Below are 24,800 nucleotides of genomic sequence, written 5' to 3' on the forward strand. Positions count from 1 at the left end.
CCGCTCAGAGGCCGAGGTCGACGGCGAGGCAGGAGAAGAACTTCCATGACCCCTCGGGGTCGTGGGCGTGGCGCGCCGAGTCGTGCGCCGAGGCCGCCCTTTCCTCGACCATGTCCTCGTAGCGGATTCGCTCGGGCAGCCGGCCGAAGCGCGCCCGGCGTGTCGCCGCCGTAGTGGTATCGGTGGTGGTGTCGGTGGTGCTGCCGTGCTCCATGTCGAACTCCGTTCCGTCTCGGGCGGATGCTTCCGGGTGCTTCCGGGTGCTTCGTCAGGACCGGTCCGCGTCGACGACGGCCCGGGCGAATGCCTCGGGCGCCTCCTGGGGCAGGTTGTGGCCGATCCCCGTCAGGGTTCGGTGCTCGTACGCGCCCGTGAACCTGTCGCGGTACGAGGCGCCGTCGCCCGGAGCCGTGAAGGGGTCCCGTTCGGGGTCGAGGGTGATGGTGGGCACCTCGATGACCGGCCGCGCGGCGAGCCGCTTCTCGAGTCCGTCGTAGCGGCGCTCGCCGTCGGCGAGGCCCAGCCGCCAACGGTAGTTGTGGATGACGACGGCCGCGTAGTCGGGGTTGTCGAACGCTGCCGCGGTGCGCTCGAACGTGGCGTCGTCGAACTCCCACGTAGGGGAGACGGTGTCCCAGACGAGCCTGGTGAGGTCGTGCCGCAGGGTCTTGTCCTCCATGGCGAGCCGGCCTCGCTCGGTGGCGAAGTAGTACTGGTACCACCAGGCGTGTTCGGCTTTGGGGGCCAGCGGCTTCAGATTCGCCTGGCGGTCGGTGATGAGATATCCGCCCACCGAGACGAGGGCCTTGCAGCGTTCGGGGTGGAGCGCGGCGACGATGTCGGCGGTGCGCGAGCCCCAGTCGAAGCCGGCCAGCACAGCCCTCTCGATCTTCAGGGCGTCCATCAGGGCGAGGAGGTCGAGGGCGAGGGCCGACTGCTGGCCGTTCCGGAACGTCCGGCCGGAGAGGAAGCGCGTCGCGCCGTGACCGCGCAGATACGGGACGATCACCCGGTAGCCCTCCCCGGCCAGCAGAGGGGCGACGTCGACGTAGCTGTGGATGTCATACGGCCAGCCGTGCAGACAGATGACCACCGGGCCGTGGGCGGGGCCCAGTTCGGCGTAGCCGACGTTCAGCAGGCCGGCCTTGATCTGCTTCAGCTGCGGAAAGGTGGATGTCGGTGCCGATGTCGACGTCGTGGATGCGCTCCGAGTGTCGGCGGACGCGCTCCGCGAGCCCCCCAAGCCGGTCAGTGAAACGGCGGCCGCGCTCGTGCCCAGTCCCAGGGCCTTGCCGAAGCCACGTCTGTTGATCATGCGAATCACTCCGTGCGTTCATGTGCGCAGGCTTCTTCGATGACCGACTGTCGCACAGGCTGGCGTCACCGGTCAAACAGGTGACGCGAAATCGGCGGCCGGGGCGAGAAGTTCACGACATATATCCCCAAGGGTGAACGTGGGCACAGCCCTTGGCGCCGAGCGCGGGCTCCTCGATCCTTGACGCAACGGCTCGTCAACGCGGCTTCGCCATCCGGCCCGGGGAGACACACGAACATGAGAAACATCTTGCGCACACTGCTCGTTCCGGTGGCCGCCCTGGCCGGCACCGTGCTGCCGGTCTCCACAGCCCACGCCGCCGACGGGTATGACCGTTGCCCCGTCGGCTACTACTGCATGTTCTCGGGCCTCGACGGCACCGGCGACATGATCCGGCTACGCGGGAACACACCGGGCCTCGCCCCTCTCGGCATGAACGACAGGGCCAAATCGGACTGGAACCGCACCTCCTCGACCATCCGTCTCTGGTCCGACGCCAACTACACCGGCTGCACGACCGTCACGTCCGCCGGGCCGACCGGCAAGGGCAACTTCTTCCCCGCCTACCGTGACTTCTTCAGCTCCGTGCAGTTCGACGGCCCGGGCGGCCCGAGCTGCGGCACGCCGCCCGGCGAGGGGCGCTGACCGGCGAGGGGCACTGACCACGCCGGGCCGCAGGGCGGGGCGAGTTCTCAGGACTCGGCGTTCCTCTCGGCGCTTCTGATGACCGCGAACGGGGCTCCGAAGGGGTCGAGGAACATGCCCACGCGCCCGATGCCCGGGGCGTCCATGGCCTCGATGAGGACGACGGCCCCGTGCCCCGCCGCCGCGGCCACCGCCGCGTCGCAGTCGGCGACCTCGAAATAGGGGTGCCATTCGGAGCGGGAACCGGCGTCCAGGTGCCCCTCGGGCAGCTGCATGAGGCCGCCGTGCACGGTCTCCACTCCACCGCCGGCGGGCCCGGCGACCTTGTACTCGAGGCCGCCGCCCACCGGCAGGTCCCGGGTGTCCCAGGGCAGGACGGCACGGTAGAACGCGTCCGCCGCGGCCAGGTCCGTCGTGTACAGCTCGACCCAGCTGACCGAGCCCGGCTCGTTGACCAGATCCAGCCCCCGCACGTCACGGGCCTGCCAGACCGCGAACTCGGCGCCGGTGGGGTCGGTGAAGCCGGCCATCCGGCCGGCGGTGAAGACGTCACCCGGCGCGATGCGGACCGTGCCGCCCGCCTGCTCCACGGCCTTCGCCGTGGCATCGGCGTCCTCCGTGCGGAAGTACACCGTCCAGGCCGAGCCGGCGCCCTCCTCCGTCAGCGGTCCGACACCGGCGACGGTCCTGCCGCCGAGCCGGAAGAAGCCGTAGCCGACGGCGGGGCCGGCCGAGGCGTACTCCCAGCCGAAGACCGCGCCGTAGAAGGCGACGGCGGCGTCGATGTCGGGGGTGCCAAGGTCGAGCCAGGCCGGCCCGCCGGGGACATGGGTGGACGTCAGCATGGGTGCCCTTTCGGCCGCGGGAGCGTGTCGGTGCGCCCGGCGGGGGCCGGGCGGGCCTTGCGGGAGACGATCGGCTCTCAGCATGGCAGGGGGCACTGACAATCCCGCCGAGGCGCCGTCCGGCGTGCCGGGGCCGACGCGCTCCGGTGCGCGCGTATCCCGCTTCCCGGCGGTCCTCGCCGCCCGGGCCGGGCGGAAGGGGGACGGGCGCCGGTTCGTCACGTCCCTCAGCGGTCAGCGCGGGACCGGGCCCGCGAGTTCCGAGGCGTACGGCGGCTGGGCGCCCGCGCGGGAGCAGGTCAGCGCGGCGGCGCGGGCGGCGAAGGCCAGGACGTCGCGCCATTGACCCGCGTCCAGGGCGGGCGTGCCCGTGAGCGCGCCGTGGTGGTCCAGGCGGTGCAGCAGCGCGGCGTTGACGGTATCGCCGGCTCCTATGGTGTCCACGACGTCCGTCTCCGTGCCGGGGACGGACACTTCGACGCCGTCGCGGGTGCGGACGGTCAGGCCGGCGCCGCCCCGGGTGAGGACGACGGCGTACGGACCCGACGCGAGCCACTGGTCGACGGCGGCCTCGAGGTCGGTGGATTCCGCGAGCCAGGCCGCGTCCTCCTCGGAGAGCTTGAGCACGGTGGTGTGGGGCAGCCAGGAACGGAAGCGGGCCCGGTAGACGTCGGCGTCGGGGATGAGGCCCGGCCGGATGTTCGGGTCGAGCGCGGTGAACAGGCCGTCTCCGGACGCGCGGCGCATCAGCTCCTCGTAGGCCCCGGCCCCCGGCTGCAGGACGAGGGAGCAGGTGCCGAAGGAGATGGCGCGGGCCGCCGGGGGGAGGCCGGCGGGGAGCCGGAAGAGGCGGTCGGCGGTGCCCTCCGCGTGGAAGGTGTAGGTGGCCGAGCCGCCGTCGCCGATGTGCGCCACCGCCAGGGTGGTGGGTTCGGGGCCGCGCTGGACCAGGGAGGTGTCCACGCCGTCCGCCGTCAGGGCGCGCAGGAGGGCCTCGCCGAAATGGTCGGTGGACAGCCGGGAGCAGAAGGCGGCCGGGGAGCCGAGGCGGGCGAGGGCGACGGCGGTGTTGTAGGGGCCGCCGCCGCGCCGGGGCAGGAGGGCGGGCAGCTCGTCGTCGGCGGCGGGCCCTGCGGGGACGAGGTCGATGAGGGCTTCCCCGGCGACGATGATCATGGGCGGTCGGTGCCTTTCGACAGGTGTGGGTCAGAGATGTGAGCTTCGGTCAGGGCTTCGGTGAGCGCCTCGGCCAGTACCTTGATCAGCGCGTCAGTCCGTGCAGCCGCAGGAGCCGCGGTGCACGAAGGCGCAGGGCAGCCGGAGGGTGCGGGGGGCGCGGTCGGGGTCGGCGAGCCGGTCCAGGAGCACGCGGACCGCCGCCGCGCCGATGTCGCGGCTGGGCTGGGCGATGGCGGTGAGGCGGGGTTCGAACAGGTCGGCCCAGGAGAAGTCGTCGAAGCAGGCGAGCGCCATGTCGCCTGGGACGCGGCGGCCCGTCGCGCGCAGGGCCTGGAGGGCGCCGATGGTCATGGCGTTGTTGGCGGTGACCAGGGCGGTGGGCGGCCGGTCGAGGCCGAGGAGGTGGTGGGTGGCCCGTTCGGCGCCGGCGGCCTGGGAGTCGCCGTCGACGACGAGTTCGGGGCGGTACGGGAGGCCGGCCTCGGCCAGGCCGGTGCGGTAGCCGGCGACGCGTTCGGTGGTGGTGCTGAGGCCGGGTGTTCCGGCGATCAGGGCGATGCGGGTGTGTCCGCGCTCGGCGAGGTGGGCGACCAGCCGGGCCATCGGCGCCTCGTTCTCCGCGCAGACCTGGTCGTGGGCGTCGCCCACGAGGCGGTCGAGGAAGACGGTGGGCACCTTCGCGTGGGCGAGGTGGTCGAGCAGGGCGCCGGGGGCGGCGGACGGGGCGACGATCATGCCGTCGACGCGCCGCTCGTGGAGCAGCCGGACGGCCTTGAGCTCGTGTTCCGGGTCGTCGTGCGGGTCCACGACGAGGAGGCTGTAGCCGGCTTCGAGGGTGCTCGCCTCGACGCCCTGGAAGATCTCGGTGAAGTACGGGTTGCTGATGGCGGAGACGGCGAGCCCGATGGACTTCGTACGGGAGGTCACCAGGGAGCGGGCGAGGGTGTTGTGGGTATAGCCCAGTTCGTCGATGGCGGCCTGCACGGCGTCGCGGGTGGCGGGGCGCACGGGACGGGTCGCGTTGAGGACGTGGGAGACGGTGGCCACGGAGACGCCCGCGTGCCGGGCCACGTCCGCCATCGTTGCCATGGTCCCCGAGCCTCCTGTGCGGCGGAGTGCGCGCCGCTGTCGTCGTCGATGCCGATCTCGAAATTACCTCATGGCTTCTTCGGCGTAAACGCTTGCGCAAGCGTTTACGCCGAGGTTACGGTCCCGCCACCGCACTAGGAAGTCCGCACGAGGAAGTGAGGAGCGAGCCGATGCGAGCAGTCCTGGTCACCGGTCCCGGTGAGGCACGGTCGACCGAAACAGCCGATCCCGTCCCGGCCCCCGGCGAGGTCGTCGTCGAAGTGTCGTCGTGCGGCCTGTGCGGCACGGACATGCACATCCTGGGCGGCGAACTCCCCTCTGCCACGTATCCGCTGGTGCCCGGGCACGAGCTGACCGGGCGGGTCGTGGCCCTCGGCGCGGGCGTGACGGCACCGGCGGTGGGCGCCCGGGTCGCCGTCGACCCCAACCTCCCCTGCGGGGCCTGCCACTACTGCCGCGTCGGGCGCGGCAACCTCTGCGACGACTACAGCGCGATCGGCGTCACGCGTGACGGCGGCTTCGCCGAGTTCGTCGCCGTGCCGGCCCGCTGCGCCTACGTCCTGCCGGACGAGCTGTCCGACGCGGCCGCGGGCCTGGTCGAACCGCTGTCGTGCGCGGTGCACGGCCTCAACCGGCTGCCGCGCCGCCCCGGCGAGCACTATCTGATCTACGGCGCGGGCACCATGGGGCTGATGATGGCCGCGGTGGTGCGCGGCGCGGGCGCCGCGTCCGTCTCGATGGTCGACGTCAACGCGGAACGGCTGGCCTTCGCCGAGTCGTTCGCGGCGGACGCCGTGGCGACGGGCGCGGACGTGCTGGACCGGCCGCAGGGCTTCGAGGTCGTCATCGACGCGACCGGCGCCGTCGCCGCCATCGAGGACGGGCTCACCCGGGTCCGCAAGGGCGGCACCTTCCTCCAGTTCGGTGTCGCCGACCCGGCGCGCACCGCCGCCTTCTCCCCCTTCGCGGTCTACAACCGCGAGATCGACATCATCGGCTCGATGGCCGTGCATCACAGCTTCCAGCCCGCCATCGACCTGCTCGCTGCCGGGCTCGACCTGGATCCGCTGGTCAGCGACGTCTTCGGGCTGGAGGGCTTCGACGAGGCGGTGGCCGCCTTCCGCGCCGGAACCGGCCGCAAGCTCCACATCGCGCCGGCGCGAACGGGGACGTCATGAGCGGGCGGAACGAGCCGGGTGGCCCCGCGCCCCACTCCCCCGCCGCGCGGCACACGCTGGACCGGTTGGGCATCCCCCGTCACCTCTTCTGGGGATACGTCGGCCTGTTGCTGTTCATGATCGGCGACGGGGTGGAGACGAGCTATCTGTCGAAGTACTTCGGCGACGACCTCGGTTTCTCCGCGACCGGCGCCGGCGCGATCATCACCGTCTACGGCGTCACCGCGGCCGTGGCCTCGTTCCTGGGCGCGGGTCTGCTGTCGGACCGGTGGGGCCCCAGGCGGGTGATGGCGGCGGGGGCGGGGATCTGGGTGCTGTTCCACGCCCTGATGCTGGGGGTCGCCGTCCCGGCGGGGAGCTACTGGCTCGTCATGGCCACGTACGGGCTGCGCGGCTTCGGCTATCCGATGTTCGCCTACGGCTTCCTGTCGTGGGTCATGGCGGTGGCGCCGAAGGACCACCAGAGCAAGGCGGTCGGCTGGTTCTGGTTCTGCTACAGCTCGGGGTACCCGATCGTCGGCTCCTTCGTCTTCGCCGCGGTCACGCCGTCCCTCGGCTTCTACCGGACGCTGTGGCTCTCGCTGGCGGTGATCCTCGCGGGCTCCCTCGTCGTCCTGCTGCTGCTCCGCGAGCGGACGGGGTTCAGCGGCCTGGCGCCGGGCCGGGACGCGCGGGCCGAGCTGGCGGGCACGTTCCGGATCCTGGTGGAGAAGCCGAAGCTGGGCGTCAGCCTGGTCATCCGGCTCATCAACACCACGCCGTCGTTCGGCATGTGGGTCTTCATGCCCTTCTTCGTGCGGGACCTGGGTTTCAGCGACGGGGAGTGGAACTCCCTGCTCGTCGTCATGATGGTCGCCAACCTGGGTGCCCTGCTGGTGTTCGGCGTGCTGGGCGACAACTGGAGCGGGCGCAAGACCTGTGCCCTGTTCGGTGGCGTGCTCGGCGCCGTCGGCTGTCTGCTCTGCTACTACCTGCCCGCCGCGGCCGGTTACGACTTCCCGGTGGCGGCGGTCGCGGTCGCCGTCTACGGCGCGGGGCTGGCGGGGTACGTACCGCTGCCCGCGATGATGATCGCCCAGGCGCCGGAGCGACGGGGCCAGGTGATGGGGGTGTACACCCTGGGCGCCGGACTGAGCGTCGCGGTCGGCCCGCTGATCGGAACACTGACGTACGGTTCGTTCGGCTTCCGGGGCCTGGTGTGGGTCTACGCGGCACTGCTGCTGCTCAACGCGGTGCTGTGCCTGCGGGTCACGTCCCCTGGGGACGGGCTGCCCGTGCCGCCGGGGAACGGCGCCGGGGACGCGTCCGGTGGGGGCGGGGAACGCCGTGCTCCCCGCCCCCGAGGTCAAAAGCGCCGGGGGCCGGCCTCGGTCAGCGGACGAACTTCCAGGTGATGCCGTTGACCACGCCCTTGTCGAGCGGTGCCAGCTTCTGGAAGGCCGTCCGGCTCAGGTCGATGTGGCTGCGGTCGCACGAGGGGCACTTGTCCTTGACGGGCACTCTGATGGTCCTGCCGTTGTAGCTCACTTCCACCGATATGCCCTTGCAGAGCGGGTCGTTGTTGGGGTTGCCGGACGTCCACCACGCGGCCGAGACCGCGACCAAGTCCTGGGAGGTCGCGTCGATGGGGGTTCCGCAGGCGCCGTAGCCCTTGTCGGTGTAGTAGGTCATCTTCCCCGTCACGGTCTGGCCGATCGGGACGTCCGCCGCCGCCGGTCCCGCGCCGATCGCGATGCCAGTGGCCGCGGTGGCCAGGACGGTGGCCGCGTAGCGCGCACGCCTGAAGTCACGCATAAAGCTCTCCTCGATTTCAAGGGCCATTCGGGCAACTTTTCGCCCGGAGCGGTGTCAGTGGCGGCTCGTCGCCGCACGAAGCCTTGGGACGGCGGCATTTCCTCGGCACGCGTCCGGCTTCCGGCATAGGGATGCCACGCCGCTCAAGACCCTCGCAAGCCCCTTCCGCCGCAGTTGTCCTGAAGTCATGGGTAAATGCGGCGAGTTAGGCCGGTGGTGATGCCTGCTGTTGACATCCAAACTCGCATGGATATTCACTGCACTTCGCGATGACGAGAGATTCCGTAGACCACTCGGGACTCTGATTCGCCGTCAGCGATTCGCTCGATCCCCACTGGGAGCCATCGTGAGAAGAAACCGCGTCGCGGCCCTGTTGCTGGGCTTACTGGCCCTGGTCGGCATGGCCCTCCTCGCCCCCGCCACCACGGCGAGCGCCGCCGGCCCCTGCGACAACGCGAAGACCTGGACCGCGGGTACCTGGTACACGACCGGCACGATCGTCCGGTACACCGACGGGCGGTACTACATCGCCGAGCACGACAACCCCGGGTACGACCCGGTCATCAGCACGTGGTACTGGGATCCGTACACCTGTCAGGGAGGCGGCGACCCCGGTAAGCCCGGCGCTTTCCCGGTGAGCGAGGCGCAGTTCAACCAGATGTTCCCGAGGCGGAACGCCTTCTACACCTACAGCGGGCTCGTCGCCGCGCTCAGCGCGTACCCGGGATTCGCCAACACGGGCAGCAAGGAGACCAAGCAGCAGGAGGCCGCCGCCTTCCTCGCCAACGTCGACCACGAGACCGGTGGACTGGTCTACGTCGTCGAGCAGAACACCGCCAACTACCCCCACTATTGCGACCGCAACCAGCCCTACGGCTGCCCGGCCGGCCAGAGCGCCTACTACGGCCGGGGGCCGCTCCAGCTCAGCTGGAACTTCAACTACAAGGCGGCGGGTGACGCCCTCGGCATCAACCTGCTCAACAACCCCTCGCTCGTCCAGACCGACGCGGCCGTCTCCTGGAAGACCGCGCTGTGGTACTGGAACACCCAGCGCGGCCCCGGCACCATGACCCCGCACGACGCCATGGTCAACAGCCGTGGATTCGGGGAGACGATCCGCAGCATCAACGGCTCCCTGGAATGCAATGGCGGCAACCCCGGCCAGGTCCAGAGCCGGGTGTCGAGCTATCAGCGATTCACTTCGCTCCTCGGTGTGACGCCGGGTGGCAACCTGTACTGCTGACGGCGGGAATCCCGCGGCGGTTTCCGGGAATTCATTTCCCGGAAACCGCCGTCGGCTGCCCGGATTTCCTTGCGCGGTCAGCGCAGTCCGAGCGCGGTCGTGATCGTGGTGAACAGCTCGGTCTGGTCGGTGACTCCCTGGACGCGGTCGGAATTCGGGCCCCGGGCCGAGATGCCCACCTGGGTGCCGGTGTGCTCCTGGCCGTCCTCGGGGGTGTCGGTGGTGGAGTAGCCGACCTTGATCCTGCCGCCCTCGTCGGTGACAAGGGTGGCCGACAGCCCGGGCGGGTTGACGTCGACGGGCAGGATCTGGGTGCTGTGGGCGTGGTCGGCGGTGGCGACCACCAGGGTGTCGGGGTGGCGGGCGGCGTAGTCCTGGGCCACCTTGACGGCGCGGTCGAACGCGGCGGTCTCCCCGATCTGCCCGCAGGGGTCGGCCTCGTGGGCCTGTTTGTCGATGGAGGCGCCCTCGACCTGGAGGAAGAAGCCCTTGTCCGGCCCGCTGCGGTCCTTCGTCCTGGCCTCCAGCAGCCCGATCGCCTTGGTGGTCAGCTCCGCCAGCGTCGGGGTCCCGGCCGGGCGGGCGGGGTTGGTGACGCAGCGCTGCGGCGGGGTGCCGCCGGCGGCCGCGCGTTTGCCGCTCCACTCCACCGGGAGCGAGTCCGGCGAGAACAGGCCGAGCAGCGGGCGGTCCGGCCCGGCGGCCCGCAGCCCACGGGCATCGGTGACGACGCGGTAGCCCTCCTTCTCCGCCTGCTGGGTCACGGTCAGCCCCCGGTACGGGCCTTCGGTGATCCTCTGGTCGAAGCGCTGCCGGCCGCCGCCGAGAAGCACGTCCGGGCGCAGCCGTACGGACTGTTCGGCGATGGAGCCGGGCCCACCGCGGCCGATGGTGTCGCGCGGGCAGCCGGCCATGTCGGCCGGGCCCTGGCAGCCGCGCTCGGTGACGTGGGAGGCCATGGCGGCTGGGGTGGCGCCGGTGAGTTCGTCGGTGGTGACCGATCCGGTGGCCAGGCCCTCGCGGCGGGCGAGTTCGAGGACGGTGGGCACGGCGACGTCGGTGTCCGGTGTCTTCGAGACGCGGCCGTTGACGGTCTTGCGGCCCGTGGACCAGCCGCTGGCGCTCGCCGCCGAGTCGGTGACGTAGTCGGGGCGGCCCTTGCTGTCGACGGAGTACGTGGTGTATTTGCCGGTCGCGGGGAAGCGGTCGAGGGCGAGGCGGCCGCCTGCGCCGACGGTGTAGTCGCGGGCCAGGGTGACTTCCTGGTCGCCCATGCCGTCGCCGATCAGCAGGATGACGTTTCTGGCCTTGCGGGGGTGGTGATCGGCGTTCCCCCCGCCCGTCGGCGCGGCCGCCGTGGGCAGGGCGGCGCCGGCGACGAGGAGTGCCGCGGCGCCCCACACGAGGCGGGCGCGACGGGCGCGTGTGTTGCGGGAGGTACGGAAGAGCCGTAAGTGGGTGGCTGCGTTCAATGTGCTGACCTCCGGGTTCGCGGACCGGGTTCGCCGGACCGTGGGCGGCTCGGAGCCACGCGCCGCCCACTCGAGCGAATGGGTTGGCACGCGAGCGTACGCCGTGCCACGGATCAATTGTCAACAAGGGGGGACGGTGGTACCGATGAGGAAATCAGTCAACGCTGGAGCGGGCTTTGTCGTCCGTCAGCCGAGCCAGACGATGTCGATGACGTGCAGACGCCCAGCCGCGCGGTTGATCCAGTAGACGGCGGTGAGGTGTCCGATCGCGGCGGAGCGCACGTCCTCGCCCTCCGGATCCCGGCGGTCGAAGGCCGGGAAGGACCACGGGTCACGGGAGGCGATGTCCAGCACGTCGCGGAGTGTCTCGCGGACGGGCTCCGGAAGGGCGTCCAGCACGCCCAGGGCCTTCGGCGACAGCCGCGCCGGCCAGGCCGCGTCGCTCACGGGCGGATCCCGAGCGCTTCCTCCGACGCGACGCCGTCGGAATCGTCCATGCCGGCGGCGAGGAACGCGTCGACGGCCGGGGTGACGGCCAGGCGCGCCTGCCACGCGCGCACGACGTCGTGGACGGGCGTGAGGCTGTAGCTGTAGCGGGCGTCCTCCAGGGCCTTCGCCCAGTCCCGCTCGAAGGCCGGTACCCACCGCTCGGCCCGGCGGTCGGTACGGATGCGCGCGAGCAGTCGCGCGGCCGCGGCCGGAGCGGGGACGGACGGCGGGGCAGGCCGTGGAACGGACGGCGGGGCTGGTGCGTCGTCGGGCCGGGCGCTCATGGGATCCTCCATGCGAATCTCAACGCCACAGTAGCCGCCGGGGATACGACAGGCGTGACGGGAACGGAGCACTTCGGCCATCCCTCCGTCTCCCCCTTCCCGGTGGCAGGCTCCCCCGGTGTCAGGCGGCGTGGTCCGCGAAGGGGCCGCCGGCGGTGAAGGCCAGTCCGGCGAAGCGCTCGCCGATGAGGCGGTGGGTGGCGGCGTCCGGGTGGAGCCGGTCGGGCAGGGGCAGTTCGGCGGAGTCGGCCGGGCCGTAGAGGTCACGGCCGTCGAGGTGGTGGAGGTTCGGGTCGTCGGCCGCCCGCTGCCGCACGATGCGGGCGAGTTCGTCGCGGATGGCGGTGAGGGTCAGCTTCCCGCTCGCGCGCTCCGCCGGGTCGCCCGTGGCCCGGAAGAGCAGTCGCCCGCCGCTCAGGGCGGCGAAGTCCGGGGCGCTGGGCCCGGGGGTGTCCTCGTGGATGGGGCACAGGATGGGCGAGACGACCAGCAGGGGTGTGGTCGGGTGGCCGTCGCGGATGGTGTCGAGGAAGCCGTGGACGGCGGGGGTGAAGGCGCGCAGGCGCATCAGGTCGGTGTTGACGAGGTTGATGCCGAGCTTGAGGCTGATCAGGTCCGCGGGGGTGTCGCGCAGGGCGCGGGCGGTGAACGGATCGAGCAGGGCGCCGCCGCCCAGGCCGAGGTTGATCAGTTCCACGCCGCCGAGGGAGGCGGCGAGCGCGGGCCAGGTGGTGCTGGGGCTCGCGGCGTCGGAGCCGTGGCTGATCGAGCTGCCGTGGTGCAGCCACACCCTGCGACCCAGGTCCGGTACGGGCTCGACGGGGGCGTCGGTGCGCAGGGCGACGAGTTCGGTGGTCTCGTTGTGCGGCAGCCAGATCTCGACGTTCTTCACGCCTTCGGGCAGGCCGGTGAAGCGGACGGTGCCGGCCGGGCCGGGCCGGTGCTCGGCGGTTCCGGTGGCCATGTCGATGGTCAGGGTGTTTCCGCCGGTCACATGGGCCTGGCCGGTCGGCCAGCCGTCGACGAGGAGGTCGTACACGCCGTCGGGGCGGGGCGGCACTCCCACGTAGACGCGCTTGGTGGGCAGCGTGTCGAGTTCGACGGCGGTGGCCCGGGTACGGAAGGCCAGCCGTACGCCGGAGGGCTGGGATTCCGCCATGGCGAGTTGCCCGTCGGCGCACTGGGCGCGGGCCCGGGCGGGCAGCCGGTGCGGCAGCAGGCCGTGGGGGGTGCGTTCCAGGTCGAGGGCGCCGCGGAGGAGGTCCGCGGTGATGGGCGTGGTGATCCAGTCGTGCTCGGCGGTGTGCATGCTCTCAGCCTGTCGGTCGGCGGTTTCGGGTCGCGCGGAGAGATCGGGGACGCCGGTGCCCGGAGCGGCCGACGGCGGTCTCCGCACGTACCACGCCGGGTTCGGCGTGGTCGGATCAGGAGGAGGGCCGGGCGCGCAGCAGGGCGTCGAGGGCGTCCAGCGTCCACTCCCAGGACTCCTGCGAGCCGGGGGCACTGTGGCTGAAACCGCCGCTCGCCTCCAGGCTGACGTAGCCGTGGAAGACGCTGCCCAGCAGCCGTACCGCGTGGGTCTCGTCCGGCTCCGTCAGGTCGTAGCCGCGCAGGATCGCCCGCATCATCCGGGCGTGCCGGACGCCGGCGCTCGCGGCCGCCGTCTCGGGGTCCAGCCTGAGCCGGGCCGCGGTGTAGCGGCCGGGGTGCTCACGGGCGTAGTCGCGGTAGACGTCGGCGAAGGCGGTCAGCGCGTCCTTGCCGGCCCGCCCGGCGAGGGCGTCGGCGGCGCGGTCGGCGAGTTCCTCCAGGGCGAGCAGGGCGATCCTGGTCTTCAGATCCTGGGAGTTCTTCAGGTGCGAGTAGAGGCTCGCGACCTTGACGTCGAACCGCCTGGCGAGCGCCGAGACGGTCACCTCGTCGAAGCCGACCTCGTCGGCCAGCTCCGCTCCCGCCTGGACGAGGCGTTCCGTGGTCAGTCCCGCGCGTGCCATGACGCCCCTCCCGTTCACCTGAACTGATTATGCAGTTACCTAAAGGCTTTAGGCAAGCGGGAGGGGCGCATGGCTCCAGGGGCTCAGACCAGCTCGGGCTGCGGCTCCGGCTGCCGTGCCGGCGCGGCCTTCGGTTCCCACAGCTGGGTGGTCCGTATGTAGCCGTAGATCACCGAGAGCATCGACAGAATGATCAGCGGCCCGGACACCCACGGCTGGTCGGCCATTTCCACCGACAGATAGCGGTACGACAGCAGGAGCGCGGTGAAGACCGTCGCACCGTAGGCGACCAGCTGGATTCCCGCCCGGTCCCAGCCGCGCTCGAGCGAGCGCAGAGCCGCCTCGATCGTGAGCGTGAAAACGACGCCGGCGACGATGTCCGTGCCGTAGTGGTATCCGAATCCCAGCGTCGCGCCGAGCGTGGCGATCAGCCAGAACACACCGAAGAAGCGCAGAATGCGCGGGCCCTTGCGGGAATGGATGAATATCGCGGTGGCCCACGCCGTGTGGAGGCTGGGCATGCAGTTGCGCGGGGTGATCTCGTTGAACGGCATGTGGTGCGGCACACCGGTGGGCGGCGTGTTCGGCCACAGGTCGGCCACCGCCCAGTGCCCGCCGTCGGCGCCGTAGGCGAAGATCGGCCCGACCACCGGGAAGATCATGTAGATGCCGGGGCCGAGGAGGCCGATCACCAGGAAGGTGCGCACCAGGTGGTGGCTCGGGAAGCGGCGCTCGGCCGCCACGTTCCGCAGCTGGTAGAGCGCGACGACGACCGCCGCCACCGCGAGCTGGATGTAGACGTAGTCGAGGATGTGGTCGCCGATCGGGCCGGTGGCCCTGACGATCCGGCCCGCGAGCCACGACGGGTCGCCCAGCGCGTGGTCCGCGGTCGCCACGTACTGGTCGAGGACCGTCGGGCGGGTCTTCGACGTGACGAGCAGCCAGGTGTCGCCCGTCTTGCGACCGGCGACCAGCAGCAGGCCCAGCCCGACGCCCTTCAGCAGCAGGGCGCGTTCCCGGCCCGTGCGGCGCGTGACGGCGATGACCGCGTAGCCCAGGACCACCCACAACGCGCCGTTGCCGAACATCATCTTGGCGTCGAGCGCCCATCGCACCAGAAAGAAGACGACGTCGATGCCGACCGCGACACCGGCCGCGATCATTCGCTCCCGCCAGGTGAGCACCACCATCATCAACGCCATGCTGGCGTACAGCAGCGGCCCCGATTTGGGAGCGAATATCACCTCGCGCGCCTGGTTCGTTATCGGCCCCCGCATTCCGTAGTGACGCGCGGCGATCTCCAGCGCGACAAGGAATCCAAGGGCCACCACACTCGCCACGGTCCACAGTATTACCCGTGGTTGACGCCACGCGGAGAACGCGGATCTACGGTTTATTCGCGAGTCTGTAGATATCAATTGTCCGGCCGTTTTGTTAGATATTGGGTAAAGGGATTGCTCATCGCGCTGGGTGACAGGTTTTCGGATGCGGGGCGGGCGTCGGGGGCGGTCGTCTTGTGATCGAACATGCTATCGGAGCGGTTGGGGGCGGGTTTGGCCGGTCATGGGTGGCGCGAAGGCCACTCCCGTGCCGGGGGTTCGGCCCGGACTCGGACGGTACGCCCTTGGCCCGTCGGGCCGCCCGGGAGAAGACTGGGATCATGACGACAACACTGATCACCGGAGCGAACAAGGGTCTCGGCCACGAAACCGCGCGCCGTCTTCTCGCGGCGGGCCACACCGTCTACGTCGGCAGCCGGGACGCCGAGCGGGGCCGCCGGGCGGCGGAGCGGCTGGGGGCACGGATGGTCGTCCTCGACGTCACCGACGACGCCTCCGTCGCCGCCGCCGCGAAGACGATCGAGGCCGACGGCGGACTGGACGTCCTGATCAACAACGCCGGCATCGAGGAGCGGACGCCGGACGGAGGTGTGGCCGGGCCTGCGGAGATCACCGCCGACATGATGCGACGGGTCTTCGACACGAACGTCTTCGGCGTCGTGCGTGTCACCCACGCGTTCCTGCCGCTGCTCCAGCGGTCCGCCGCGCCGGTCGTGGTCAACGTGAGCAGCGGCCTGGCCTCGCTGACCCGCGCCGCCGACCCGGACGCCCCGGGCTTCGGTTACCCCGGCGTCGCCTATCCGGCCTCGAAGGCCGCGGTCAACATGATCACCGTGCAGTACGCGAAGGCCTTCCCGAACATGCGCGTGAACGCGGTGGAGCCCGGCTACACGGCCACGGACCTGAACCAGCACTCCGGCACGCAGACCGTCGAGGAGGGCGCCGAGATCATCGTCCGCATGGCCCGACTGGGCCCCGACGGCCCCACCGGAGGCTACTTCGACGTCGACGGCCCCATCCCCTGGTGAGCCCGGACGGCCGACGGCCTGCCCCGGCTCGGTGCCCGTAGCGCGTCCTCCCGCTCGTACAGCTGCCGCCGCATCGCGACGGAACGCCGCGTCGGTGAGGCCGCCGAAGGTGTGCCGGCGGGCGGACCCGGACGGGCCGTGGCCGGGTCGGTAGCCGACGAGGTTCCAGGTGTGGACCGGGATGTGGGCCGGGGCCGGTCGGACGGCGGCGACCACATGGAGCCGGAGCGGTCGACGAGGATCAGGGTCCGGCCGGGGAGCGCCGGGACGTTCGCCAGCGAGTGGCCGAGGGCCCGCTCCAGCGGATCGGCGATCCGGGCGGCCATCTGCTGGGCGACATCGTCGGACGCGCCGGCCTCGTCGACGTTCCGCAGGTTGCGGGCCAGGGCCATCGTGCCCATGGAGGGTATGGCGGCCTCCCACACCGCCGCGTCCATCGGTCCCTGGAGCCCCCCGCCAGGGCCGCCCAGGTCATGCTTTCGTCCACGAGCCGCTCGGCGGCGCCGACGAGGAAGGCGGTGCGCATCCGGCCGGCGCCGCGCAGCCGTCCCAGGAGGCCGACGGTCCGGCGACCGCGAGCAGGAACAGCTCGGAGCGGTCGTCGCGCACGTACCCCTTGCCGCCGAGGTGGGTGCGGGTGCGCCCGGTCGGGGTCACGGGCGAGGCCGGGTGGGCCGGTGTGGCGGGGGCACGGGTGTTGAAGGGTGCCATGCGAATTCCCCCGCATTCTTCCTGGCTCATGGAGATGCATGCGGGGAAGCGCGGCGGATGCCCACCCCGGCGGGTCAGTAGGGCTTGCGGGCCTCGATGAGGAACCGCGCGGTGTGTGCCACGAAGGGGCCCTCGCTCCGGATGCGGTCGTGCAGCTCGCGCAGGCGGTCCCGGTACCGGTCGACGGTGAAGTCCGGGACCATCCAGATCACCTTGCGGAGGAAGTAGACGACCGCGCCGACGTCGAGGAACTCGGTGCGCAGGGATTCCGCGCGGACGTCGACGACGTCCAGCCCGGCGGCCTCCGCCGCGCGGCGGGCGTCGTCGGGGTGCCGCTTGCGGCGCACCTCCTCCGGCTGCCGGCCCAGGAAGTACTCGACCAGGTCGAAGACGCTCGCGGGACCCACCTGCTGGGAGAAGTACGTGCCCCCGGGCCGGAGCACCCGGGCGATCTCCTCCCACCACACCGTCACCGGATGCCGGCTGACGACCAGGTCGAAGGCCTCGTCGGCGAACGGCAGCGGTGGCTCGTCCTCGTCGTGGACGACGGCCGCGCCGAGGGGGTGCAGCAGCCGGGTGGCCTTGGCCACGTTCGGCGGCCAGGACTCCGTGGCCACCACCAGCGGCGGTAGCTTCGGCACCCCGGCGAGCACCTCTCCCCCGCCGGTCTGGATGTCCAGGGCCGCCGCGGCATGCGCCATGCGCTCGCCCATCATGTGCTGATAACCCCATGACGGGCGCTGCTCGGTGGCCCGGCCGTCGAGCCAGGAGAAGTCCCAGCCGGCCACGGGGGCCGCTTCCGCCTCCGTCACCAGCTCCTCGAAGGTTCGTCCCATGTCTGGATCATTCCAGTGTCGATCCGCTGTCGCACCGCGACACCAGGCCGGGCGAAAGCCGTCGCGTGACAACCCACCTCCTTCCCCACGCCGCGTGAGGTTCGAGCCCGCCCGCGCGGGCCGTCCTCGGCGTCCCGCCCCCGTACGCCCGTTCCGGCGGCCGCGTTCCGCGCCCACTATCAGGGCAGATGCCAAGGAAAGAGGTAACCCCATGAAGTCGAGGACCTTCCGCCTCGCACCGGCGGTGGCGACCGTCACCGCGGTGCTGTTGCTGGCCGGTACGGCGGGGGCGGCCGTCGCGGCTCCGTCGGATGAGTCCCCGAGCCCGAGCGGCAGCACCACGAGCCAGCAGGTCGACCCGGTGAAGGAGCACTGGGACAAGCATGGCCCGTACGCCGACGAGCAGTCTTGCCGCAAGGCCGGCAAGGACGGCCAGGACCACGGCAACTGGCACGAGTACCAGTGCAAGCGCGAATACAACGACGACTACCGCTATTACTGGTGGCTGTACACCCACTGACGACGAGTGGCTTGGCCCTGTGATCCGCCCCGTGTTCTCCGGGTGACCGCCCGGAGGGCACGGGGCGGTGGTCGTCGTCGGGGCGTTGCGGGCCGGGCAGGGGCGGGGCCCCGGCTCCCTCCCCCTCGGAGCCGGGGCCCGGGCCCTGGCCGGGCCGCTCATCGACGAGAATCCCGCATGCTCGCGGGCGTGAACATCCCCATATCTAGGGGGTTGACACGGTACGGGCCGGGATACCCGGACGTGCCCGAGCCGGGAAATGAGAGGCGGTGCCGGTGCCGGCTCTGGCAGGCTGGCGGGTCAGCAGATCGTCCTTCGTCCACGGGCCGACCCGCCGGCCGCAGGAGCGCCTTGTGATCCCGTCCCGTCTGGCCCCCTTGCTGAGGCAGTTCGACTTCGCGCGGAAGCGCCTCGCCGACCGGCTGACGGGCCCCGTCATGGACAGCGGCGACGGGGCCGACACCGAGGTCGGCCCCATGACCGATGCCGAGTTCTTCTGGGAACCGGTCCCGGGCTGCTGGTCGGTCCGGCGGCGCGTGGACGGGCCAGGGCCACGAGCGACCCTCCTGGCCGGTAGCGGCGAATGGGGCCGCGACGCCGCACCGTACCCCCACCCCTCGCCGCCGCCGTTCACCACCATCGCCTGGCGCCTGAGCCACCTCAGCGAGATGCTGACCCTACGCGCTGACCACACGGCGGGCGGCCACGTGCTGACCCGGGACGGGTATCCCGACCACGGAGAGGTCGCGGGGGCGATCGCGGCGTTCGACGCGGGCGCGGCCGCCTGGCGAAAGGCGCTGCTCGGCATCGACGACGATTCCGTGCTCGACACCGTGGGGTACTGCACCTATCCCCATGGGAGCGACGCCGAGGAACCGTTCGTCGATGTCGTGTGGTGGGTCAACCAGGAGTTGCTGCACCACGGCGCGGAGATCGCGCTGATACGGGATCTGTACCGGGCACGACAGCGGTGACCCCGCGGGGACGGCCCAGGGTCAGGCAGTGAGTGACGGGTAGTCGGTGTAGCCCTGGTCGTCACCGCCGTAGAAGGTGGTCGGGTCCGGCGTGTTGAAGGGGCCGCCCTGCTTCAGGCGGTGGGGGAGGTCGGGGTTGGCCAGGAACATCGAGCCGAAGGAGACGAGGTCCGCAGTGCCGTCCTTGATCAGGGCGAGCGCGTCGGGGCCGGTCGCCTCCGGGTGGGTGAAGGGGTTGAGGATGAACGCGCCCGGCCAGTTCTTGCGCAGGTTCAGGGTGAGGTCCCGGTGCGGGCCCTCCATCAGGTGGAGGTACGCCAGTTCCAGCGGCGCGAGCGCGCGCACGAGTGCGCCGTAGGTCTCCTCAAGGTTTTCCTCGGCGATGTCGTTGAACGGGTTGCCGGGAGAGATGCGGAAGCCCACCCGGTGGCCGCCGATGGCCTCCGCGACGGCCGTGGCCACCTCGACCGCGAAGCGGATCCGGCCCTCGGTCGTGCCGCCCCACGCGTCGGTGCGCCGGTTGGCGTTGGACGCGAGGAACTGGTGGACGAGGTAGCCGTTCGCACCGTGGATCTCCACACCGTCGAAGCCGGCGTCGATCGCGTTGCGGGCGGCGTCGGCGAAGTCGGCGATGGTCCGCCGGATCTCCTCGTCGGTGAGCTCACGCGGCGTGACGAACTCCTTCGGGCCCTCGTGGGTGAAGACCTGGCCCTTGGCGGCGACGGGTGACGGGCCGACGGGGACGACACCGTCGGGCAGGAGGCTGGGGTGGCCGATGCGTCCGGTGTGCATCAGCTGCGCGTAGATCACTCCGCCGTCGCGGTGCACGGCGTCGGTCACCGGCCGCCACGCGGCGACCTGTTCGGCCGAGTGGAGGCCCGGGGTGTCGGGGTAGCCCTGGCCGACGACCGAGGGCTGCGTCCCCTCCGTGACGATCAGCCCCGCGCCGGCGCGCTGCGCGTAGTACACCGCCGTCGATTCCGTGGCCGTGCCGCCCTCGCCGGCGCGGCTGCGGGTCATGGGGGCCATGGCGATGCGGTTGGCCAGGCGCACGCCGCCCAGCAGGAACGGTTCGAACGCAGTGGTCATGTCACTAGTCCTTTGCTCGGGCCGGTGTCCGGGGACTGCCGGCCGTCGGCCGTGCGGATCGGTGGCGGAGCGCCAGCGGATCCGATTTACCTGTTCGAACAAGTACTTCTCACGCCGGCATTCCCGGCAAGGGGTGATCTGCGTCACGGCCACCTAGCGACTAGGCTTTTAGCTGTTCGAGCAGATATCGCTGCCAGAAGGGATGCCTGGTCCATGAAGGAAGCCGCCCACAAGGGGACGCGGCCCGACGCCGCCGGTACGACGGGGCGCGGCGCGGCCATGGTCACGGTTCCCTCGTCCGCCGGCGCCGGGCCGATCAGCCACGCGATCTTCCGCGTCGCCCGGCTGCACCGCATGCTCGCCGGGCAGCTCCTGCGCCGCGTCGGGCTGCACCCCGGCCAGGAGCTGGTGATGATGCAGCTGTGGGAGCTCGGCCCCCAGCGTCAGGCCGACCTCGTCCGGCTCCTCGACTCCGACGCCGCCACCATGACCCGTACCGTGAGGCGGCTGGAGAGCGCCGGCTTCGTCCGCCGCCGCCCCAGCCCCACCGACAAACGGGCCGCCATCATCGAGCCCACCCCCGCCAGTCAGGCACTGCGCCGGGAAGTCGAACGCGTCTGGGACGAGCTGGAGACCCTCACCACCGACGGCCTCACCGGCGCGGAGCGTGAGGCCGCCGCGGGCGTACTCGAGCGGTTCGAGGCCGGCCTCGCCCGTGCCAACGCCAGGATGAAGGCATGAACGACATCGTCGTCCGCCCCTGCCGGAGCGAGGAGTTGTCGGCGGTCGCCGCCTTTCGCTGTCCGGACCTCGCCGCGGCTGCTCCAATACGAGGTGGGCGGGGATCGTCCGCCTCGGTGCCGTGACGCCCACTCACGTTAATGTTCGCAGGTGAGCCTTCATGTCGTCATAGGATTCGGGCCCGCCGGGGCCGCCACCGCTCGGCTGCTGGTCGAGCAGGGGCATTCGGTACGGGTCGTCACCAGGTCGGGCCGAAGCCCGGAGCCCGGTACCGAGCACGTCGCGTTGGACGCCGCGGACAGCGAGCGGCTGAGCGTCGCCGTGCGGGGTGCGGCAGCGCTCTACAGTTGTGCCGCGCCGCCCTACCATCGCTGGGCGAGTGAGTGGCCGCCGCTGGCCTCGTCGCTCTGCGCGGCGGCCGAGGAGACCGGGGCCGTGCTGGTCATGCTGGGCAACCTCTACGGCTACGGGCCCGTGGAAGGTTCCGGTCCCATGACGGAGGAGCTGCCGCTCGCCGCCACCGGGCCCAAGGGGCGGGTGCGCGCGGCCGTGTGGGAGCAGGCGCGGAAACTGCACGAGCAGGGTCGTATCAGGGCGGTCGAGGTGCGGGCCTCGGACTTCTTCGGGCCCGGCGTGACCGACGGCGGGCATCTGGCCGCGCGGGTCATGCCGCGGCTGTTGCGCGGCAAGGCGGTCTCCACGCTCGGGAACCCCGACGCCCCGCACAGCTGGAGCTATCTCCCCGACGTGGCCGCGGCCATGGTCGAGGTCGCCGGTGAGGAGCGGGCGTGGGGGCGGGCGTGGCACGTCCCGACGGAGCCCGCGCTGTCGGTCCGGGACATGGTCGGCCGCCTCGCGGATCAGGCGGGAACGGGGCCGGTCGCGGTGCGCGGGCTGTCGCCCGCCGTGCTGGGTGTCGCGTCGGTGTTCTCGCCGCTGATCCGCGAACTCAAGGAGATCCGGTACCAGTTCGACCGGCCGTTCGTCATCGACGCGAGCGCTTACGAAGCCGCGTTCGCCGTGCGCGCCACGCCTGTCGCCGAACAGGTGAAGGCGACGGTGGACTGGTGGCGTGAGCGACTGGCCACCACCCGGTAACACCCCGGCACCCGGGGCGGCAGCGGCGGCTCCCCTTCCGTCATGGGTTCCCGGCCACCGCCTCGTCGCCCCTCCCCCGGTCGAGCGGGCGCGGGGCGACGGCCGCCCCGAGTTTGTCGGGGTTGCGCACGGCGTACATGCCCTGGATCAGATTGTCCTCGATCTCGAAGATCAGCACGTTGTCGAGCCGGTCGTCCAGGCTGACCAACAACGCGGGCAGGGCGTTGCAGTTCGTGAACTCCACCCGGGCCCCGGCCGCGCTCGTCCTGGCGAGCCCGGCGACGAACCGTGCGACTTTCTCACGTCCCACGACCGGACGGCGGGCGGCGCTGACCCGGACTCCGCCGTCGGAGACGTGGACGACGCCCGGCGCCATGAGGCTCATCAGGGCCGCGACGTCACCCGTGCCGGCCGCGCTCAGGAAGCGGCCGACGATCTCCTGCGCGGCACGGGGGTCGTGGCGGAAGCGCCTGCGCCTCGACCGCACGTGCTCGCGTGCGCGGTGCGCGATCTGACGGGCCGTGGTCTCGGTCTTGCCGACCATGTCGGCGACCTCCCGGTGGGAGTAGCCGAACACCTCGCGGAGCACGAACACCGCGCGCTCGTCCGGGCTCAGTGTCTCCAGCACCAGCAGCATCGCCATGGACACCGACTCCGCGAGCACGGCGTCCTCGCTCACGTCCGGTTCGGTGCGAACCGGTTCGGGAAGCCAGGGGCCCACGTAGTCCTCCCGCCGGCGCCGGGTCGTGCGCAGGTGGTTCAGCGCCTGCCGAGTGACCGTACGCGCCAGGTACGCGCGCGGGTGCTCGACGTGCTCCTGGTCCACGCCGTGCCAGCGGAGATAGCTGTCCTGCACCACGTCCTCGGCGTCCGCCGCGCTGCCGAGGATCTCGTACGCGATCGTGAACAGCAGCGGCCGGCACTCCGCGAAAACCCGCCCCTCGCTCAACGCCCACCCCGCTTGTCGATTGCCGCCTCTCCCATGCATATATGACCCACCCCATGGAGACACCGCACGGGCCGGATTCGTGACGCCGATGCCAGTGAGTTGTGCCACAGGGTGCGTATTCCCGTGTCACAGGAGTGTCACGCACAGGGCCATGTCGCCCCAGTCGGTCGTCCGGTACCCGGCCGCCGGGTCCGTGACGTGTCGGGCGCAAACGTCGTCGATCGACTTGCCGGACGGCGCTTCGATGCGGTGGAACACCTTGAAGAAGTGCTTGGAGCCGTCGTGATTCCAGGAGTCGCGTGCGCGCATGAGGAGGCAGGGCATGGTGTACCACTCCGTGTGGGTCGGCTTGATCTCCTCGGCGACGCAGTCGCCCGCCCGGGCCGTGTGGATCCCTTTCTCGAAAAGGCCGCTCTCCACGCTCACCGGGACCATGACGGCCAGCGCGAGGGCGAGGGTGAGGGATCCGATCAGCGCGTGGCGCGCGGAAGGGCGCCACCGGACGTGCCGTCCGCCGGGGGTGGGGCCGACGGTGGCGGCTCGGTTTCCGTTCTTCTCGGGCGTTCCGTTCGTCTCGGGCGGCCGCCCGGCGGCGACGGCCGGGGTGGGCGCCGTACGGGCCCTGAACACCGCGATCGTGGCGCCGGTGCGCAAGGACTCGCCCGGGCGGTGGTACATGGCCCGCAGGACTCCGCGGACCGGTGAGGTGATCACGTACTCGTCGCGGTCCGCGACCACCTCGAGCAGGGGGTCGCCGAGGGTGACCGCCTCGCCCGCCCTCTTGCGTGGGCGGACCACGGTCACGTTCCGTATGCCGTCCCACCGGCCGACCGGGATCGTCGGCATGAAGAGGGTGTCGTAGCCGGAGACGACGCTGAAGCGGGCCCTGACGGTCCGGGGCTGTCGCGGCGGTTCTCTCACGGGGGCGGCGGGGGCGGGTGGTGGCGGTGGGAGAGCCACCTCCGTGGTCAGGGCCCTGGTGCGCGCGGCCTGTTCGGTGATCAGGTCGGTGACGGCGGGCGGGAGCCACATCGTGGTGGTGCCGACGTGCGCGGCGCAGTGGTCCAGGATCTCGCGGACGCCGGGCCGTTTGCCCGGGGCCTTGGCCAGGCCCGCCGCGATCAGTGGGGCGAGCTCGGGGGGAACGCCGAGCAGGTCGGGCTCGTCGTGGACGACGCGGTAGACGACGGACGCGGTGGGGCCGTCACCGAACGGGCCACGCCCGGTGGCGGCATAGGCCAGCACGGCGGAGAGGGAGAACACGTCGCTGGCCATGGTGGCCTCGCGGCCCTGGAGCTGCTCGGGGGACATGAAGGGCGGGGTGCCGATCACTCCCGACTGGGTGACGCGGGAGGTGGCGTCCAGTGCGCGGGCGATCCCGAAGTCGATGACGCGGGGACCGTCCTCGGCGAGGATCACGTTCGCGGGCTTGAGATCGCGGTGGACCAGATCGCAGCCGTGGATGGCGCCCAGCCCCTCGGCCAGCCCGGCCCCGAGCACGGCGACCGTGGCGGCGGGCAGCGGGCCGCAGCGGTCGACCGCGTCGCGCAGGGACGGGCCGGGGATGTAGGACGTGACCAGCCACGGCGGGTCGGCGCCGGTGTCCGCCTCCACCACTTGCGCGGTGTAGAAGCCGTTGACACGGCCGGCGGCGTCGACCTCCTGGGCGAACCGCCTGCGGAACACCGGGTCCCCGGCGAGCTCCGGCCGCACCAGCTTCACCGCGACCGTCCGGCCGCCCCGGGAGCGCCCGAGGAAGACCTGTCCCATTCCCCCGCCGCCCAGGCGTGCCACCAGCCGGTACGACCCGACCACCCGTGGGTCGGCGGGCAGCAAGGGTTTCATCAGGCTCATCAGGTCGCGCCCCCGTTGCGACGACACACAACTGCTTCCTCGATGCTGGCAACAAATCGTCCGCCTGTGAAGCATCACGACCCGATACAGGCCACCCAGGTCACGCTGGGATCGCCGCGCTCCGCTCGCGTGG

25 protein-coding genes and 1 pseudogene are annotated in these 24,800 nt (G+C 71.5%); 9 read left to right on the top strand and 17 right to left on the bottom strand.

Going from position 1 to position 24,800, the window contains the following annotated elements:
* Window positions 1–4: 4 nt before the first annotated feature.
* Window positions 5–214, bottom strand: coding sequence for a hypothetical protein (locus ACX9I7_RS18540; protein ID WP_459387937.1), 210 nt, complete (start codon window positions 212–214; stop codon window positions 5–7).
* 54 nt (window positions 215–268) lie between these two features.
* Window positions 269–1,315, bottom strand: coding sequence for an alpha/beta fold hydrolase (locus ACX9I7_RS18545; RefSeq protein WP_459387938.1), 1,047 nt, complete (start codon window positions 1,313–1,315; stop codon window positions 269–271).
* 237 nt (window positions 1,316–1,552) lie between these two features.
* Between ACX9I7_RS18545 and ACX9I7_RS18550 the strand changes: the two genes are divergently transcribed.
* Complete coding sequence (locus ACX9I7_RS18550; protein WP_459387939.1) at window positions 1,553–1,960, top strand: peptidase inhibitor family I36 protein; 408 nt, start codon at window positions 1,553–1,555, stop codon at window positions 1,958–1,960.
* A gap of 47 nt (window positions 1,961–2,007) precedes the next feature.
* On the opposite strand, the gene ACX9I7_RS18555 is transcribed toward ACX9I7_RS18550, so the two are convergent.
* The 3 genes from ACX9I7_RS18555 to ACX9I7_RS18565 form a co-directional block, all read right to left on the bottom strand.
* The gene (locus ACX9I7_RS18555) at window positions 2,008–2,805 is read right to left on the bottom strand and encodes a VOC family protein (RefSeq protein ID WP_459387940.1); all 798 of its coding nucleotides are present in this window, start codon (window positions 2,803–2,805) and stop codon (window positions 2,008–2,010) included.
* A gap of 234 nt (window positions 2,806–3,039) precedes the next feature.
* Window positions 3,040–3,981, bottom strand: coding sequence for a carbohydrate kinase family protein (locus ACX9I7_RS18560; RefSeq protein ID WP_459387941.1), 942 nt, complete (start codon window positions 3,979–3,981; stop codon window positions 3,040–3,042).
* A gap of 93 nt (window positions 3,982–4,074) precedes the next feature.
* Entirely contained in the window at window positions 4,075–5,073 is a 999-nt protein-coding gene (locus ACX9I7_RS18565) for a LacI family DNA-binding transcriptional regulator (protein ID WP_459387942.1), read from the bottom strand.
* 170 nt (window positions 5,074–5,243) lie between these two features.
* On the opposite strand from ACX9I7_RS18565, the gene ACX9I7_RS18570 reads away from it, so the two are divergent.
* Together ACX9I7_RS18570 and ACX9I7_RS18575 are read left to right on the top strand one after the other, a co-directional pair.
* Window positions 5,244–6,251 carry a zinc-dependent alcohol dehydrogenase family protein gene (locus ACX9I7_RS18570; RefSeq protein WP_459387943.1) on the top strand — a complete coding sequence of 336 codons (1,008 nt, stop codon included), beginning with the start codon at window positions 5,244–5,246 and terminating at the stop codon, window positions 6,249–6,251.
* Window positions 6,248–7,645, top strand: coding sequence for an MFS transporter (locus ACX9I7_RS18575; protein WP_459387944.1), 1,398 nt, complete (start codon window positions 6,248–6,250; stop codon window positions 7,643–7,645). Before ACX9I7_RS18570 ends, ACX9I7_RS18575 begins: the two co-directional genes overlap by 4 nt.
* On the opposite strand, the gene ACX9I7_RS18580 is transcribed toward ACX9I7_RS18575, so the two are convergent.
* Window positions 7,623–8,045, bottom strand: coding sequence for a cysteine/serine endopeptidase inhibitor (locus ACX9I7_RS18580; protein ID WP_459387945.1), 423 nt, complete (start codon window positions 8,043–8,045; stop codon window positions 7,623–7,625). The genes ACX9I7_RS18575 and ACX9I7_RS18580 overlap by 23 nt on opposite strands.
* 400 nt (window positions 8,046–8,445) lie before the next feature.
* Between ACX9I7_RS18580 and ACX9I7_RS18585 the strand changes: the two genes are divergently transcribed.
* The gene (locus ACX9I7_RS18585; protein ID WP_459387972.1) at window positions 8,446–9,288 is read left to right on the top strand and encodes a glycoside hydrolase family 19 protein; all 843 of its coding nucleotides are present in this window, start codon (window positions 8,446–8,448) and stop codon (window positions 9,286–9,288) included.
* Window positions 9,289–9,365: 77 nt separating this feature from the next.
* Here ACX9I7_RS18585 and ACX9I7_RS18590 read toward each other — a convergent pair whose 3' ends face one another.
* The 6 genes from ACX9I7_RS18590 to ACX9I7_RS18615 form a co-directional block, all read right to left on the bottom strand.
* Window positions 9,366–10,760, bottom strand: coding sequence for an alkaline phosphatase (locus ACX9I7_RS18590; protein WP_459387946.1), 1,395 nt, complete (start codon window positions 10,758–10,760; stop codon window positions 9,366–9,368).
* A gap of 186 nt (window positions 10,761–10,946) precedes the next feature.
* The gene (locus ACX9I7_RS18595) at window positions 10,947–11,207 is read right to left on the bottom strand and encodes a hypothetical protein (protein WP_358626683.1); all 261 of its coding nucleotides are present in this window, start codon (window positions 11,205–11,207) and stop codon (window positions 10,947–10,949) included.
* The gene (locus ACX9I7_RS18600) at window positions 11,204–11,533 is read right to left on the bottom strand and encodes a DUF6247 family protein (RefSeq protein ID WP_387570975.1); all 330 of its coding nucleotides are present in this window, start codon (window positions 11,531–11,533) and stop codon (window positions 11,204–11,206) included. The genes ACX9I7_RS18595 and ACX9I7_RS18600 overlap by 4 nt, the downstream gene beginning before the upstream one ends.
* Window positions 11,534–11,654: 121 nt before the next feature.
* Window positions 11,655–12,842, bottom strand: a complete 1,188-nt coding sequence (locus ACX9I7_RS18605) for a GDSL-type esterase/lipase family protein (RefSeq protein ID WP_459387947.1) — start codon at window positions 12,840–12,842, stop codon at window positions 11,655–11,657.
* 115 nt (window positions 12,843–12,957) lie between these two features.
* Window positions 12,958–13,527 (bottom strand): TetR/AcrR family transcriptional regulator, encoded by a 570-nt coding sequence (locus tag ACX9I7_RS18610; RefSeq protein ID WP_358626689.1) that lies wholly within the window; start codon window positions 13,525–13,527, stop codon window positions 12,958–12,960.
* An 83-nt stretch (window positions 13,528–13,610) separates the two neighbouring features.
* Complete coding sequence (locus ACX9I7_RS18615; protein WP_459387948.1) at window positions 13,611–14,867, bottom strand: phosphatase PAP2 family protein; 1,257 nt, start codon at window positions 14,865–14,867, stop codon at window positions 13,611–13,613.
* A gap of 320 nt (window positions 14,868–15,187) precedes the next feature.
* Here ACX9I7_RS18615 and ACX9I7_RS18620 point away from each other — a divergent pair, with 320 nt between their 5' ends.
* A complete protein-coding gene (locus ACX9I7_RS18620) occupies window positions 15,188–15,895 on the top strand; it encodes an SDR family oxidoreductase (protein ID WP_358626691.1) in 708 nt (235 codons plus the stop codon).
* A gap of 78 nt (window positions 15,896–15,973) precedes the next feature.
* Here the strand turns inward: ACX9I7_RS18620 and ACX9I7_RS18625 are convergent.
* Window positions 15,974–16,547: pseudogene (locus ACX9I7_RS18625) on the bottom strand (hypothetical protein); the annotation flags it as partial.
* A gap of 133 nt (window positions 16,548–16,680) precedes the next feature.
* Window positions 16,681–17,442 (bottom strand): class I SAM-dependent methyltransferase, encoded by a 762-nt coding sequence (locus ACX9I7_RS18630; RefSeq protein ID WP_459387949.1) that lies wholly within the window; start codon window positions 17,440–17,442, stop codon window positions 16,681–16,683.
* Window positions 17,443–17,653: 211 nt separating this feature from the next.
* On the opposite strand from ACX9I7_RS18630, the gene ACX9I7_RS18635 reads away from it, so the two are divergent.
* On the top strand, window positions 17,654–17,962 hold the full coding sequence (locus ACX9I7_RS18635) for a hypothetical protein (RefSeq protein WP_459387950.1): 309 nt from the start codon (window positions 17,654–17,656) through the stop codon (window positions 17,960–17,962).
* A 353-nt stretch (window positions 17,963–18,315) separates the two neighbouring features.
* Window positions 18,316–18,936: a DinB family protein gene (locus tag ACX9I7_RS18640; protein ID WP_459387951.1), complete on the top strand. Its 621-nt coding sequence runs from the start codon at window positions 18,316–18,318 to the stop codon at window positions 18,934–18,936.
* A 21-nt stretch (window positions 18,937–18,957) separates the two neighbouring features.
* Here the strand turns inward: ACX9I7_RS18640 and ACX9I7_RS18645 are convergent, their stop codons facing one another.
* Window positions 18,958–20,025, bottom strand: coding sequence for an alkene reductase (locus ACX9I7_RS18645; protein ID WP_459387952.1), 1,068 nt, complete (start codon window positions 20,023–20,025; stop codon window positions 18,958–18,960).
* Window positions 20,026–20,304: 279 nt separating this feature from the next.
* On the opposite strand from ACX9I7_RS18645, the gene ACX9I7_RS18650 reads away from it, so the two are divergent.
* Together ACX9I7_RS18650 and ACX9I7_RS18655 are read left to right on the top strand one after the other, a co-directional pair.
* Complete coding sequence (locus ACX9I7_RS18650; protein WP_387571225.1) at window positions 20,305–20,766, top strand: MarR family winged helix-turn-helix transcriptional regulator; 462 nt, start codon at window positions 20,305–20,307, stop codon at window positions 20,764–20,766.
* Window positions 20,767–20,916: 150 nt separating this feature from the next.
* Entirely contained in the window at window positions 20,917–21,864 is a 948-nt protein-coding gene (locus tag ACX9I7_RS18655) for an NAD-dependent epimerase/dehydratase family protein (protein ID WP_459387953.1), read from the top strand.
* A gap of 40 nt (window positions 21,865–21,904) precedes the next feature.
* Here ACX9I7_RS18655 and ACX9I7_RS18660 read toward each other — a convergent pair whose 3' ends face one another.
* Window positions 21,905–22,813, bottom strand: a complete 909-nt coding sequence (locus ACX9I7_RS18660) for an RNA polymerase sigma-70 factor (RefSeq protein WP_459387954.1) — start codon at window positions 22,811–22,813, stop codon at window positions 21,905–21,907.
* Between the two features lie 126 nt (window positions 22,814–22,939).
* Window positions 22,940–24,694, bottom strand: a complete 1,755-nt coding sequence (locus ACX9I7_RS18665; protein WP_459387955.1) for a protein kinase domain-containing protein — start codon at window positions 24,692–24,694, stop codon at window positions 22,940–22,942.
* Window positions 24,695–24,800: the final 106 nt, after the last annotated feature.

Source organism: Streptomyces sp. L500 (assembly GCF_054551825.1).

What these genes read in the sequence shown, in the direction of transcription:
- ACX9I7_RS18560 (WP_459387941.1), bottom strand. Translation starts at nt 3,981, where the DNA reads ATGATCATCGTCGCCGGGGAAGCCCTCATCGACCTCGTCCCCGCAGGG.
- ACX9I7_RS18545 (WP_459387938.1), bottom strand. Translation starts at nt 1,315, where the DNA reads ATGATCAACAGACGTGGCTTCGGCAAGGCCCTGGGACTGGGCACGAGC.
- ACX9I7_RS18570 (WP_459387943.1), top strand. Translation starts at nt 5,244, where the DNA reads ATGCGAGCAGTCCTGGTCACCGGTCCCGGTGAGGCACGGTCGACCGAA.
- ACX9I7_RS18605 (WP_459387947.1), bottom strand. Translation starts at nt 12,842, where the DNA reads ATGCACACCGCCGAGCACGACTGGATCACCACGCCCATCACCGCGGAC.
- ACX9I7_RS18650 (WP_387571225.1), top strand. Translation starts at nt 20,305, where the DNA reads ATGGTCACGGTTCCCTCGTCCGCCGGCGCCGGGCCGATCAGCCACGCG.
- ACX9I7_RS18600 (WP_387570975.1), bottom strand. Translation starts at nt 11,533, where the DNA reads ATGAGCGCCCGGCCCGACGACGCACCAGCCCCGCCGTCCGTTCCACGG.
- ACX9I7_RS18575 (WP_459387944.1), top strand. Translation starts at nt 6,248, where the DNA reads ATGAGCGGGCGGAACGAGCCGGGTGGCCCCGCGCCCCACTCCCCCGCC.
- ACX9I7_RS18565 (WP_459387942.1), bottom strand. Translation starts at nt 5,073, where the DNA reads ATGGCAACGATGGCGGACGTGGCCCGGCACGCGGGCGTCTCCGTGGCC.
- ACX9I7_RS18620 (WP_358626691.1), top strand. Translation starts at nt 15,188, where the DNA reads ATGACGACAACACTGATCACCGGAGCGAACAAGGGTCTCGGCCACGAA.
- ACX9I7_RS18635 (WP_459387950.1), top strand. Translation starts at nt 17,654, where the DNA reads ATGAAGTCGAGGACCTTCCGCCTCGCACCGGCGGTGGCGACCGTCACC.
- ACX9I7_RS18550 (WP_459387939.1), top strand. Translation starts at nt 1,553, where the DNA reads ATGAGAAACATCTTGCGCACACTGCTCGTTCCGGTGGCCGCCCTGGCC.
- ACX9I7_RS18580 (WP_459387945.1), bottom strand. Translation starts at nt 8,045, where the DNA reads ATGCGTGACTTCAGGCGTGCGCGCTACGCGGCCACCGTCCTGGCCACC.
- ACX9I7_RS18630 (WP_459387949.1), bottom strand. Translation starts at nt 17,442, where the DNA reads ATGGGACGAACCTTCGAGGAGCTGGTGACGGAGGCGGAAGCGGCCCCC.
- ACX9I7_RS18555 (WP_459387940.1), bottom strand. Translation starts at nt 2,805, where the DNA reads ATGCTGACGTCCACCCATGTCCCCGGCGGGCCGGCCTGGCTCGACCTT.
- ACX9I7_RS18645 (WP_459387952.1), bottom strand. Translation starts at nt 20,025, where the DNA reads ATGACCACTGCGTTCGAACCGTTCCTGCTGGGCGGCGTGCGCCTGGCC.
- ACX9I7_RS18540 (WP_459387937.1), bottom strand. Translation starts at nt 214, where the DNA reads ATGGAGCACGGCAGCACCACCGACACCACCACCGATACCACTACGGCG.
- ACX9I7_RS18585 (WP_459387972.1), top strand. Translation starts at nt 8,446, where the DNA reads ATGGCCCTCCTCGCCCCCGCCACCACGGCGAGCGCCGCCGGCCCCTGC.
- ACX9I7_RS18610 (WP_358626689.1), bottom strand. Translation starts at nt 13,527, where the DNA reads ATGGCACGCGCGGGACTGACCACGGAACGCCTCGTCCAGGCGGGAGCG.